This is a genomic window from Quyinboa mangrovi (assembly GCF_042219825.1).
Taxonomy (GTDB): Bacteria; Bacteroidota; Bacteroidia; order Bacteroidales; family UBA5342; genus JBHJHP01.
The window spans coordinates 38623-51747 of the sequence record NZ_JBHJHQ010000001.1 but is presented as its reverse complement, the minus strand read 5'-3'; the positions used below and the strand labels follow the sequence as shown (position 1 = coordinate 51747).

At 40.5% G+C, this 13125-nt stretch carries 9 protein-coding genes; 2 read left to right on the top strand and 7 right to left on the bottom strand.

The features are described 5' to 3' along the window. Positions 1-192: 192 nt before the first annotated feature. A complete protein-coding gene (locus ACE1ET_RS00200; RefSeq protein WP_375726332.1) occupies positions 193-1641 on the top strand; it encodes a TrkH family potassium uptake protein in 1449 nt (482 codons plus the stop codon). A gap of 1 nt (position 1642) precedes the next feature. On the opposite strand, the gene ACE1ET_RS00195 is transcribed toward ACE1ET_RS00200, so the two are convergent. The 6 genes from ACE1ET_RS00195 to ACE1ET_RS00170 form a co-directional block, all read right to left on the bottom strand. After that, entirely contained in the window at positions 1643-2719 is a 1077-nt protein-coding gene (locus ACE1ET_RS00195) for a sensor histidine kinase (RefSeq protein WP_375726331.1), read from the bottom strand. Between the two features lie 566 nt (positions 2720-3285). Next, on the bottom strand, positions 3286-5907 hold the full coding sequence (locus ACE1ET_RS00190) for a YCF48-related protein (protein WP_375726330.1): 2622 nt from the start codon (positions 5905-5907) through the stop codon (positions 3286-3288). Positions 5908-6347: 440 nt separating this feature from the next. Beyond that, the gene (locus ACE1ET_RS00185) at positions 6348-7604 is read right to left on the bottom strand and encodes an NAD(P)/FAD-dependent oxidoreductase (RefSeq protein WP_375726329.1); all 1257 of its coding nucleotides are present in this window, start codon (positions 7602-7604) and stop codon (positions 6348-6350) included. Positions 7605-7610: 6 nt separating this feature from the next. Continuing rightward, positions 7611-8624, bottom strand: coding sequence for a 4-hydroxyproline epimerase (locus ACE1ET_RS00180; protein ID WP_375726328.1), 1014 nt, complete (start codon positions 8622-8624; stop codon positions 7611-7613). Between the two features lie 72 nt (positions 8625-8696). Beyond that, positions 8697-10175, bottom strand: coding sequence for an aldehyde dehydrogenase (NADP(+)) (locus ACE1ET_RS00175; RefSeq protein WP_375726327.1), 1479 nt, complete (start codon positions 10173-10175; stop codon positions 8697-8699). Position 10176: 1 nt separating this feature from the next. Further along, the gene (locus tag ACE1ET_RS00170) at positions 10177-11070 is read right to left on the bottom strand and encodes a dihydrodipicolinate synthase family protein (protein ID WP_375726326.1); all 894 of its coding nucleotides are present in this window, start codon (positions 11068-11070) and stop codon (positions 10177-10179) included. A gap of 54 nt (positions 11071-11124) precedes the next feature. Between ACE1ET_RS00170 and ACE1ET_RS00165 the strand changes: the two genes are divergently transcribed. Beyond that, positions 11125-12081 (top strand): AraC family transcriptional regulator, encoded by a 957-nt coding sequence (locus ACE1ET_RS00165; RefSeq protein ID WP_375726325.1) that lies wholly within the window; start codon positions 11125-11127, stop codon positions 12079-12081. A gap of 13 nt (positions 12082-12094) precedes the next feature. Here ACE1ET_RS00165 and ACE1ET_RS00160 read toward each other — a convergent pair whose 3' ends face one another. After that, on the bottom strand, positions 12095-13000 hold the full coding sequence (locus tag ACE1ET_RS00160; RefSeq protein ID WP_375726324.1) for a toxin-antitoxin system YwqK family antitoxin: 906 nt from the start codon (positions 12998-13000) through the stop codon (positions 12095-12097). Positions 13001-13125 lie beyond the last annotated feature (125 nt).

The window sequence follows — 13125 nt, the reverse complement described above, 5'->3', positions numbered from 1 at the left end:
ATAAATACATTAACTAAGACAGCAGTTAGCCATATATTTTCCTTTAGTGATTTGATGGAAAAGATTTTAACTAAACTTTCTATACAAAAACGTCTATAAAAATAAAATAGAACTAACTTTGCAACACCTTATATTTCGGGTACTACGAAAGAGATCTTTCTTAAACGAAGAAAGATAATTTGTGACAGAATTATGAGTAAAGTAAACTCAAGGATAGTATTAAAGGTTTTAAGCAGGAATTTATTAATAATAGCTGGTGCAATGCTTAGCTGTGTTGGCGTTGCTCTCCATTACCATGAAGATGTCCTGCCGTTTTTATATACTTTTTTAATCGCTTTTATACCCGGATTAATCTTCTTTTTAATTTCCAGACGAACCGGTTCAGATATTAACGTTAGTAAAAGGGAAGCATATGTAACCGTAACCTTATCATGGTTCGTTATTGCCTTTTTCGGTTGTTTACCCTATATCATTTCAGGTTCAATTCCAAATTTTGTAAATGCATTCTTTGAATCCGTTTCAGGCTTCACAACCACCGGATCATCAATTTTGACAGATATAGAAGCACTTCCAAAATCCATTCTTTTCTGGCGCAGCCTGACACACTGGATTGGCGGTATTGGTATCATTGTGCTGGTAATTGTAGTTATGCCAACACTTCATCTTGGTGGTTACCATCTATTTACCCTGGAATCTTCGTTACAGGAAAAAATACAGCCAAAAATTAAATCGGTAGGATTACGCCTGCTTTATATTTACTTGTTTCTGACCTTTGCTGAAGTAATTTTTCTCCTGTTCGGACACATGCCGCTTTTTGACAGTGTGTGCCATGCATTTGGAACGGTTGCCACAGGAGGATTTTCACCTAAGAACACCAGCATTGCCGAATACTCTCCTTATATACAGTATGTTATTATGGTTTTCATGCTGCTGGCGGGAACCAATTTTGTGGTTCATTATTTTATTGTTAAAGGAAAATTTAAACGCATCGCCAATAATGATGAGTTAAAGTTCTATCTGTTAGTCGTATTGATTGTAGGACTACTGGTAACAATATCGCTTTATTTTAAAATGCATTTGCCGCTGGAGGAATCATTCAGGGCAGCATTCTTTCAGGTTATTTCAATTGTTACATGTACCGGTTTTGCATCAGCAGACTACCTTACATGGCCTGTATTTGCATGGGTTTTGATATTCTTTGCTATGTTCCTTGGAGGTAGCACAGGATCAACAGCAGGTGGAATTAAGATGGTTCGCCACTTAATTGTGTTCCGTAATATCAAGCGGGTATTCAGGCAGCTTTTATCAACCAATGCCGTAATCCCTGTTAAGCTGAACAAAACGCCGTTGACTGAAGAAACAAATAACTCAATACTCACTTTTGTGACGGTGTATATTATGGTATTTGTGGCCGGTAGTTTAACCATGATAGCCCTTGGGCTGGATGACAGAACTTCTGTGAGTGCAGTTGCTACATGTATGGCAGGTATCGGACCAGGTTTAGGTACGGTTGGCCCTGTAAGTAATTTCGCTCATTTACCGGAGGCTGCTAAACTGGTACTCACCTTTTTGATGATTGTTGGTCGTTTGGAAATTTATACCATTCTGTCACTCTTTTCGCGATCCTTCTGGACGAACTAAATCATATGTTCGACTGATCAACGTTTAATGTAACGGTTACCGTTGTTCCTTTTCCCTGTACGCTGTCAATATGTATTGAACCGTTATTTAGCTGCACAAATTCTTTACAAAGAACCAAGCCCAGTCCTGTTCCAATCTCGTTTTCAGTTCCCGGTGTTGAGATAACCTTTGCCGGATCAAAAATAGTCTCCAGTCTGCTGGAGGCAATCCCAACACCTGTATCTGTTACTTTTATCCTGATCTTATTATGTTCAGTTTTGACTGCTGTAACAGTTACAAGTCCGTCCGATCGTGTAAATTTCAGTGCATTGGATATTAAATTACGCATAACCATTTTAACCATATTCCGATCGGCATAAACAGTTATTTTCGGATCAATTGAAACATCCAGTGTAATCCGCTTTTTATGCACTATAATCAGCAGTGCATTTAAAACCTTATTCACGATGTCGTTCAATTTGAAAACCTCAAAATAAATCTTCTGCTTCTCAAACTGAATTTTTGACCAGTTTAAGAGATCTTCCATTAAAGCATTTATATGGTCCACCTCAGCATATAATACTTTCAGCTGCTCCTTATCCGGTAAATCATCCTCATCAATATACACCTGAAGCAATTCCTTAATACTTCCCAGTGGTGCTTTTAAATCGTGAGAGATTATAGAAAGGTACTTATCCTTATTTCTGTTCAGATCCTCCAGCTTTTTATTGTACTGAGCAAGATCACTATTCAGGCCCCGAATTTTCTTCTTACTTTTCAAATTGGTTCTAAGAAGATATATCAGCCAAATCGCGAAAACACTCAGAAAAATCACCAACCATCTTTGTATAATAATAATACTCCTGTTCTTTTTACTCTCAGCAGTCAATTCAATCACCATATTCGGATCCATATTTTCTGTTATCTTATTTCCTGTCAGGAAATAAGTATTTTGGGTAAACAGAACCTGTTTACTTTCCTTCATATTTTCGGCCTGAAACCTGCGTCCATGAATACTGAAATTATCCGCAGTATATTCCGCTGTAAAATCCCCAAAAATTAGAAAGACGATACTAAAAAGCAATTTAACTACATTCATCCTAAACTCTAATGTAATTTAAAAAAATAGCTAACACAGCGATATTCTCAGTACTAAATTACTATATAATGACAACGTTATTCCAAACTATACTTATATATATTACCGTTGAATTTTTAAATCACCCTACTTTTTTTATTGTTATTTAATCTAAATAAAATGATAAGATGACATATATTTAATCACAACATACCATTTAAAATATTAATTTTGAAAATATTAGCTAAATACTCATTTTATACATCTCCAAGATTTATTTCACCAGTTTTATTTTTCACTTGCGAATATAATTAGTATAACCAGATATGTATGAAAAAGAAATTGAGCGAAACACTATATTATAAAACGAACTGCATCAGAGGTTTTTATTACAAATCATATAAAATTAACCGGTCAACAACCGGATCAGCCCTCCCAAGGGTACTTTTTTATATTAATCCATAAAACTTTCAATAGTTTGGGTTAAACGACTCGTTATACAATTACTATCAATTAAGTTGCCCTATAGTGGTGTCTGTTGTAAAGAGTTACAAACAGACACCACTTTTAATATCACAATTTTATTCTTAAAATTCTTTATTTATCAGGATTAATTTTCTTAGAAGGCTGTACTCTTCTACTTTTAAACGGTAGAAATAAACCCCCGGGCTTAATTTTGAACCATCCATTTCAACTGCATATGTTCCCGGTGGCATTTGCTGGTCTAGCAAAGTCATAGTCTTTTGTCCTTTAATGTTGAAAATTTCTAACGTAGTCTGGCCGGAAATTTGGCTCACCCATTCTATTCTGGTCCGATCAGAAAATGGATTAGGTGCATTTTGAAATAATTGCACACTGTGTGATGCCAGGTAAGTATCATCAGTTCTATTTGTAACTGTTTTTTCATATAAGGGCCTTATGCCCCAGGATTTAAGGGTACCCTGACTACCGGGTTCGCTATCATACACAGTTAATGTCCATTCCCCATTTGGATCCATGCCGTTAAAGGCAGATAAGGTATGGTATGGCTTGAAATTTCCATAAAATGGCGCTGTTCCATCTGTAATAATACCTGTTTCTGAATCTGAAAGCTTTGTCCAAATGAAATTCTCACCCTGATCTGTGACATGAAAAACAACCGGAACTTTAACATCATTGTGTGACAGGTATATTTCAAGATCACTCACTCTTGAATGGATAATAGAGTCAAGCATCAGTTCCAACCCTGTTATCTGGTATTCCACAACAGAATTATTGGACTGTGACATAGCTTCACTCTTTATTATTGTCCCCACAACATCTAAATTAATGGTACTTGTTGTTTCTACATTATCAAGTATCATGAGGCCTAAGCCATTTTCCAGGAATGTTCCTGACGGATGCTTAAATCCACCATTAGTGGTTTTCAGTATAGTTCCTGCTTCTCCTCCAACCCAACCCGTGTTTTCATCAAGAAAAAATACGGCACTCAAAAGATTAGAAGCAACACCGGTGATCTGTTTATGCCAGGTTTGTCCTCCATCCATTGAGTGTAGAATCATTCCCTGATCACCTACCACCCATCCCTGGTTCTGATCAATGAAAAAGATATCGTTGAATGATTTATCCACACCGCTCTCTACTTCCTGCCAGGTTTCACCGCCATCTGTTGTCCGCATGATAACACCCAATACACCTGCCATCCATCCATGCATATCATCAATAAAAAAAACCGATGCAAAACGAAATCCCTGAGATACATTGACATCATACCACTGCCATGTTTCACCACCATTTGTGGTTCGTATCACAGAAGAATCCAATCCTGCGGCCCAACCTTTATTTTCATCAATAAAAAACACATCATGCATCGGGTTTCTGGATGGATTGGTCTGTGCAACCCAGGTATTACCACCATTAGTTGTATGGGCTACTTCACCCCAATTGTCTCGGCTCACGATCCAGCCGTTGTCTTCATCCACAAAATAAACGGAAGTTATCAGTCCTTTAATGGGACTTGTTTGTATCGCCCAGTGTTGCCCGCCATTGGTGGTGTGTAAAATCATTCCATATCTGCCAACGGCCCATCCCTCATTCTCATTAATAAAGAACACATCATTGAAAGAGTTCTCCATTTCCTTTTGGATGGTCCAGGTATGACCGCCATCGGTAGTATGCAAAATATCACCATCATCTCTGGTATCCCACTGATAATCACTGGTAACGGCCCATCCTGTATCCTTATTTACAAACTGTACGGCCTGTACAAAGTTCCAGCACAAATCATTAACAATAGAAAATTCACTGTTCCAGCCATCATTTCTCAACATGATACCATGATCCCCAACAATCTGATAGGTGTAATCCTCAAGGGAAATCTTATCAATATCCCACAGGCTGTAGGGAACTTCAGATTCCATTGGTTCCCAAACCCCATCGGTACCTTTTAAAATAGTTCCGTAATCACCTACAGCATAACCCGGTTCCCCGAGTTGCTTAACAATACTGTATAATCTGAAGGCCAAAGATTCATTCTCGTTCGTCCAGCTTGTTACATCCCATTCTTTGCTTAAGATTGTGCCTGAATGACCGCACAGATAGGAAACAGATGTTTCTGACATATCTATGCCCGTCAGATCCCATGAAGTTCCTGCAAAACCATTTGTCCACAGCTGTCCCCCGTTTGTGGTATAGATTAAAACACCCTGGTCACCAACCAACCAGGCTTCGTTACAATGGTAAGCATTGATTTGGTTAAAGTTAACCCTGTGGGGCGGACTAACATTTTCCCATTCCGTTTCTCCGTCATAAATGGATTTTATAACAGTTCCTTTATCGCCACAGGCCCATACACAAGCCTGCGATACAGCTGAAACAGAGTTTAGATTTTCGCTTATACCACTGTTTTGTCTGATCCATGTTTCACCCTTATCCGATGTAAAAAAAACGATTCCTTTATCGCCTACTATCCAGCCATGACCGTCAATGGAATTGACATATACATCGTTCAGGTCTTCTGTTGTACCTATATCAACCACTTCCCAGTAGTCTCCCGGCATAACATGATGAATCACGGTTCCACCTGCACCGACGGCCCAATGTGAACCGCTCATCGAAACAGCATGCAGGCTGTTTCCCTGTGGTAAGGGATTCTGCCACATCCAACCGGATTGAGCAACTAAACAAAAGGATAAAATACACAGAAGTGGAAGGATAATCAGCCGTTTCATAACATGGGGATTTTGAGGTTAGACCAACTATAATCAACATTACAATTTACGACATTTAATACTGAATGTCAATAAATTAACCTTTACACCCAAGGTAGATACAAGAATACTTTAAAATGTGAATCATTTGTCGTGAGACGTGAATCGTTGGTCGTGAAACGTAAGATGTGAATCAGGTATTTTGTGTTTTGAAGTACAGCTGTATACGGCAATGAAAAACATACCAAATTGCTAATTACTAATTTTTGTTGTCCGGGTAAAGCTTCATAGATTCCTCGCTTCACTCGAAATGACAAGCATCCTCCAGCCCCATATAAACCTAAAAAGACTGTCATTCTGAGCGCAGTAAAATGAAGCGAAGAATCTTTACGTAATATTGATTTTTAGCCGGACAACAATGATTACCACTAATTCATGCTTCACTTCTCATTATTAATTGATTAAGAAAACCTGTCGGGATGCAGATAATCCATATTAAAATCTGTTTTGTTTCCGGCAATCACATCGTTGATAATTTGCCCTGTTACCGGTCCTAGACTCATGCCCATCATGGCATGCCCGGTGGCAAAAAGCAGGTTATGTAGCTTTTGGGTTCTTCCGATAAACGGTACACCATCAGGACTTAAAGGCCTTAATCCCTCCCATATATTCAGTTTTTCTGCTTCAGCAGAAGGAATGGAAGGGATGGCATGATGCGTCCTGTCCAGCATCGCCTGCACTCTTTTTAATCTTACATGGCCGGTCTCACCACTAAACTCCATTCCGCTACCCAGACGCAAACCATCTTTAAGGGGTGTTAAAGCCACCCGCGCTTCGGTCAGAATAACAGGAGTATGCAGTTTAACTGCGGAATCAACGAAGTCCATACTGTATCCCTTCCCTGCTATGACGGGAAGCCTTATCCCTGCCAGTTTAGCAAGGTCAGAAGATTTGGCGCCGGCAGCTATCACATATTCATCGGCTTTGAACACTTTATCTTTTGCCATTATGGATTCAATCCGGCCTTTTGAAGTAAGAATACGATCGATCTGAATACCGTCTCTGATGCCAACACCATTTTCAAGCAACCTGTTCCTAAGCCACATCATATGCTTTTGCGGATGAATGTGAGCATCGCTCTTATATAAAACAGCACCGGCAATATTAAACTCAAGGTCCGGTTCAATATCCTTTAATTCACCCGACCTGTAAATTTTGGTTTCAATACCCAGTAAACCAGCCATCTCCGTCAGTTCAATCTCCTCCTTAAAGCCTTCCTCGCTGACTGAAGCCATCAATAAGCCATTTTCAACAAGATCTGATTGTGCCTCATATTTTAGGGTCAGCAATTCATAGAGTTTTCTGCTGTGTTCGTTTAACTTATATAATGTGGGTGCAACTTCTCTGACCTGCTTTGAGTTAGCGGACCGGACAAATTTCATAAACCAGGGCAGTTTTTTAATATTCTTCGACAGGGGAAAGTAAACAGGGCCGGTTGGATCGAACAACATTTTCAGTCCCGCCTGCAACATGGATGGTGATGCCAGTGGAACAAAATGACTGGGCGTAATGTAACCACAGTTGCCGAATGAGCAGTTTGAATAATCATCTTTCGCCCGATCATCAATGACCTCAACTTCAAATCCTGCCTGACTCAGGAAAAAGGCGCAGTGCAAACCCACTGTACCTGCCCCGATTATAATTACTTTCTTCTTCATATACACTTACAGTTTACCTGCCACACGAAAACCGTGTGCATACGGATCGTCATCATCAATAATTATATGGTTATATCCGGTAACCATGGCCCAGCCTTCTATTGATGGCACGATGGCATCGAACTCACCTATTTTCACATGTTCCTCTACCCGGCCTGTAAACTGACTGCCAATGATACTTTCATGTAAAAATGTTGAACCAACATCCAGTTTTCCTTTTGAAAACCACTGTGCCATCCGGGCAGAAGTTCCGGTTCCGCAGGGACAGCGATCAATGGCCTTTTCACCATAAAACACAGCATTGCGTGCATCGGCTTCCTTACTCATGGTATCTCCGGTCCACAATACATGGCTCAGACCCGAAATTTTCTCATTTTGCGGATGGACAAAGGTATAGAGCTCATTCAGCCGTTTACGTATATCGCGGCTGAACGTGATCAACTCATCTGCCGTAAAATTCTGCATCCCTGAGTAATTGGGCTGTTCATCCACAATGGCATAAAAATTTCCTCCGTACGCCACATCCACAGTCAGTTCTCCCAAATGCGGACTCACGACCTTAAGGCCTGTTTTATATAAAAAGGATGGGATATTTACAATCTTTACAGATGTGACCTTCCCTTTTTCATTCTGATTATAGTGAGCCAAAACCAATCCTGCCGGGGTTTCCAAACGCAATTTTCCAGGCGTTTGAGGAGTAATCAGGCCCTCCTCAATGGCAATGGTCACGGTTCCTATGGTTCCATGTCCACACATCGGCAGGCACCCACTGGTTTCAATAAACAGAATCCCGGCATCGTTTTGCGGATTCTCAGGCGGAAAAATAAAACTGCCTGACATCTGCTCGTGCCCCCTTGGTTCAAACATAAGCCCGGTTCTGATCCAGTCGTATTCCTGCATAAAATGCTCCCGCTTCTCAAAAATGGACCGGCCTTTCAGGTTAGGTCCTCCACCGGCTACCACACGCACCGGATTACCGCAGGTGTGTCCGTCAATACAGAAAAATGTACGCCTTGCCATAAATTGAAATTAATTATTTTACCCCTCCAACCTCCCCTAAAGGGGAGGCTTTTAACCTTTTTACAGAGGGAGTTATATTTTATCTTTTGTCCAAACATTGTTCACTACCCGCATGATATTCAGCGGATTGCCGTTTTTCAGTTCATCCGGCAGCAATGCATCCGGAAAATCCTGGTAACTGACAGGGCGGACGAAGCGCTTAACAGCCGATACACCAACCGAAGTAAAACGGGCATCCGTACTGGCCGGATATGGTCCGCCATGCTGCATCGCTGCACAGACCTCAACTCCGGTTGGAACACCGTTCAGCAACAGTCTGCCGCATTTTTGCAACAAGACTTCCACCACATCCTTCCGTTGAGCAAGCTCTTCTTCCGTCGCATGGACCGTTGCTGTAAGCTGGCCTTCAAGTGACTGGAGTACTTCTGAAAACTCTGCGTCAGTATCACAGGCCACAATCAGGCTGAACGGCCCAAAGACTTCTTCATGCAGCGTTGGCTTAGCCATAAAATCAGAACCACTGACCATCGCCAGTACCGGCATTACCACATCCTGATCCGCCTCATCTGCACCACGCTCTATCAGTTTTACCTCAGAGTGTGTAAACATTTTATCTGCATTGAGCCTGTAATTCCGTAATACACTGTCACTGAACATTTTTGCGCCAGAGGCAGTCTTCACCTGTGATGAAACCTGTTCAATAAAGGCATTGAATCCGTCAGTGCGTGTTGTAATAATCAATCCCGGATTGGTACAAAACTGACCCGCATTCTGATTCACTGAAGCTACAAGCTTTGCTGCTATGGTTTCATAGTTATGCTGTAATGCATCTTTAAGGATGACCACAGGATTCACACTTCCCATCTCTGCAAATACAGGAATAGGTTCATCGCGCTGTGCAGCCAGATTATACAAAGCTCTTCCCCCTTTTTGTGAACCGGTAAAACCAACCGCTTTGGTCATGGGATGCTGCACCAGCAACTGTCCCGACTCATAGGAAGCATCCTGAATAAAACCAAACACTCCTTCAGGTAATCCGGCCTTCTCAACTGCTGTGCTAATGGCTCCGGCCACCAGTTCACCTGTAAGGGGATGCGCCGGATGGCCTTTTACCACAACAGGATTTCCACCGGCCAGGGCCGATGCGGTATCCCCTCCGGCCACAGAAAAAGCCAAAGGAAAGTTCCCGGCACCAAAAACCACGACGGGACCGAGTGGAACCATCATTTTCCGGAGATCCGGTTTAGGAAGTGGTTCACGCTTTGGATCACCCACGTCAATGGTGGCTTCAAGCCATGAGCCTTCATCAAGCAGATCAGCAAACTTATTCAGTTGTCCGGTCGTTCGGCCCATCTCACCACGGACACGACCTTCCGGAAGAAAGGATTCCTGCATCACTGTCTCAACAAGTTTATCCCCCAGTTTATTAATTTCGTCACTTACTGACCTCAAAAAATCAGCCCTTTGTCTTCCCGACAGCGCACGGTATACCGGAATTGCTGCTGTCGCCTTCTCAAGTTTTGAATTTATGATATCTTTTAATGTCTGCATCTTAAAATTTTGGTTTGTTTTTCAACGCCTGTTCAATAATTCCAACAATCTTTTCCCGTTCAGAACCGGAGATCATCTGGCGTGGTGGTCTTACGTATTCGGTTCCGATACCGGTATAAACTTCAGCCAACTTGATATACTGAACCAGCTTAGGATGAATATCCAACTCCAGAAGCGGCATAAACCAATGGTATAATTTGACTGCTTCATTAAACTTACCGGCTTTTGCCAGTTCGAATAAAACAACTGTTTCCCTGGGAAAGGCACAGACCAAACCGGCCACCAGGCCATCAGCTCCCAGCACTAATGTCTCCAGGCACAGCGTATCAACTCCACCCATAATTTTAAAGCGTGAACCGAAGGCGTTGCGCATGCGAACCACATTGGTCACATCGCGTGTTGACTCCTTTACGGCTTCTATATTCGGAACATCTTTCAACTGCTCAAACATCGGAATGGTTATCTCAATTTTATAATCCACCGGATTATTGTATAAAAGGATGGGGAGCGATGTGGATTCAGCCACTTCCCTGAAATAAGCCACGGTTTCCTCTGCATCAGCCTTGTATAAAAGCGGAGGAAGCAACATCAATCCGTCTGCTCCGCCCTCTTCAGCAAGTCTGGCAGCTTCTATGGCCCTGACTGTACTTGACTCGGCAATATTCATAATAACCGGTACTTTCTTACGATAAGGCTGCAGGACCTCTACAAGCTTCAGTTTTTCCGCTGCACTTAAGGTACTGGATTCTCCCAGTGAACCACCCACAATAATGCCGGAAACTCCGGATTCTACCTGATAATCGATGTTTTTAAGAAATGCCGGGATATCCAGCTCTCCGTTCTCTTTAAACTTGGTTGTAATTGCCGGATATACACCGGTCCATGTTGGTTTCATATCGAAAAGAATTTTTGTTATTTATTCTGGTTCAAAATTACGAAGGGATTAAAGATGAATATTGATAATTATTATCCTGTTTTTGAACTATTTTATCCTATTTTTGTATTACATCAATTATTAAAGGTAATTAAGGTCATGAAAGCAGTCCGGTTTATCATTCCAAAAACAAGCACAAATTCATTCAGAGTGCAACTGGATAAGCAACCTTATTTTTATGATACAATTCACTATCACCCTGAGCACCAGATTACTTATATTGTAAAAGGTGAAGGCACCTGCTTTATCGGGAACCATGTGGAACGTTTCACTGCCGGAGATGTATACTTTATCGGAAAAAATGTACCTCATGTTTTTAAATCGGATAAAGCCTACTACGAAGGAACAAACGGAAAGACTTCCTTTGGAATATCCATCTTTTTAAAGGACGAAACTTTTGGTCAGCAGTTTTTTGAAATTCCGGAGATGGCGCACATTAAGCGGCTGCTGGATATCGCCTCAATGGGTGTAAAACTTTCAGGAGATGACAAAGAGAAGGTGGCGCAACTGATTTTTACCACAAAAGATATGAACGGATTTCAACGGTTTCAGGCTTTGATGGAGATCCTGGATCTGTTTGCTCAGTCTGACCACCTGGAAATTTTATCGTCTGTCCGTTTTGATGTTCCTTCCCGTGACAGTGACCACGAACGCATAAATGTGGTATTTAATTATCTGTCGGGTAATTTCACTCAGGAAATCTCCCTGGATAAGATCTCCTCCATAGCCAACATGACACCCAATGCCTTTTGCCGCTATTTTAAAAACCGTACCGGAAAAACCTTTTCAAATTTTCTGAATGAAATCCGCGTGGAGTATGCCGGTCGAATGATCTCCGGCAGCCACGATTCCTTTGGGAACATTGCCCTGGAAAGTGGCTTTAATAACATCTCATACTTTAACCGCAAATTTAAACAGATAACAGGATTAACGCCGTTGATTTACCGGAGAAAGTTTGGAAGAGAAGGATAGGAGAAATGGAGAATTATTCTTCTAATTTTTCATTAAAAATAAATTGATACGTGTACCCTTTTGTTTCAGATAGAAAACTTAAAGTGATAAAAACAGGTTTTTCAGAAAATATCCAGTCATTGGGTATTAATTCCAGAATAGTATTAACCCTTGAACCTATTTTTTTACTTCCCTTCAAATCTATTATTGTTGTAAAAATTGAATCATCAGAAGCTTTTATTTCATATAATGCATAAGTATCTCCTGGAAAGTTTTTATACTCAATCTGTGAACCTTCATAAAAAAACTCATTGGCAAACCGTTCAAAGCCTCCCAGATACGGGCACTCGTTAATACTATAATTTTTTTCTGATCTATTAATCAGCTGATGGGTTGAATGGTTGTATTTATGTACTAAATTTCCATCAAAAGTATAATAATACCAGGATCCGAATTTCTTACCGGCATTAAAAACCCCATAAGCTGACAATTTCGCATCATCCAAATCAACATCTATTTGCCCCGCAGTTATCTTTAAACTACTATGCGGAAAAATTATATTCTCAAAAAGCTGAACTTTGGAAGTATCAGAATTATAAAACTCTTTCCACAAACCTTGCTTTAATCCATTTTCATAGTATCCCAGCGTCCTAATATCTCCATTGTTGTAAAAACTAAACCATTTTCCGATTTTCTGGTTCTTTTCATAAAACCCATATTCAACAGGTATTCTACGATCTATCGCATCAACAAAATATTTCACATATTCACCTTGTTTTACACTTTTATCTTCCTTTAACACGTAAAATTCTTCAACATAATTAGCACAGGTAGTATGTCTTTTTTTTAAATCCTGGCTATAAGAATTCAGGCTATATAAAAAAATCAGGATCCACACAACATCTGGAATTAATCCTTTCTTCAGCTTAAGAATAATCATTGGGTAAAAAATTTAATCTTATCATAAGAAATCATTTACAGAGGTATTTTTTTTCAACCGCCACTGATAATATCACAATTGTAAATATTGTTCAAAGTGTAAATATAGTAATCTGAACTTAAATA

Bases quoted from the DNA above. Each gene is read 5' to 3' on its own strand.
- ACE1ET_RS00185 (WP_375726329.1), bottom strand. From the start codon at position 7,604: ATGAAGAAGAAAGTAATTATAATCGGGGCAGGTACAGTGGGTTTGCAC.
- ACE1ET_RS00190 (WP_375726330.1), bottom strand. From the start codon at position 5,907: ATGAAACGGCTGATTATCCTTCCACTTCTGTGTATTTTATCCTTTTGT.
- ACE1ET_RS00180 (WP_375726328.1), bottom strand. From the start codon at position 8,624: ATGGCAAGGCGTACATTTTTCTGTATTGACGGACACACCTGCGGTAAT.
- ACE1ET_RS00165 (WP_375726325.1), top strand. From the start codon at position 11,125: ATGAATATTGATAATTATTATCCTGTTTTTGAACTATTTTATCCTATT.
- ACE1ET_RS00160 (WP_375726324.1), bottom strand. From the start codon at position 13,000: ATGATTATTCTTAAGCTGAAGAAAGGATTAATTCCAGATGTTGTGTGG.
- ACE1ET_RS00200 (WP_375726332.1), top strand. From the start codon at position 193: ATGAGTAAAGTAAACTCAAGGATAGTATTAAAGGTTTTAAGCAGGAAT.
- ACE1ET_RS00195 (WP_375726331.1), bottom strand. From the start codon at position 2,719: ATGAATGTAGTTAAATTGCTTTTTAGTATCGTCTTTCTAATTTTTGGG.
- ACE1ET_RS00170 (WP_375726326.1), bottom strand. From the start codon at position 11,070: ATGAAACCAACATGGACCGGTGTATATCCGGCAATTACAACCAAGTTT.
- ACE1ET_RS00175 (WP_375726327.1), bottom strand. From the start codon at position 10,175: ATGCAGACATTAAAAGATATCATAAATTCAAAACTTGAGAAGGCGACA.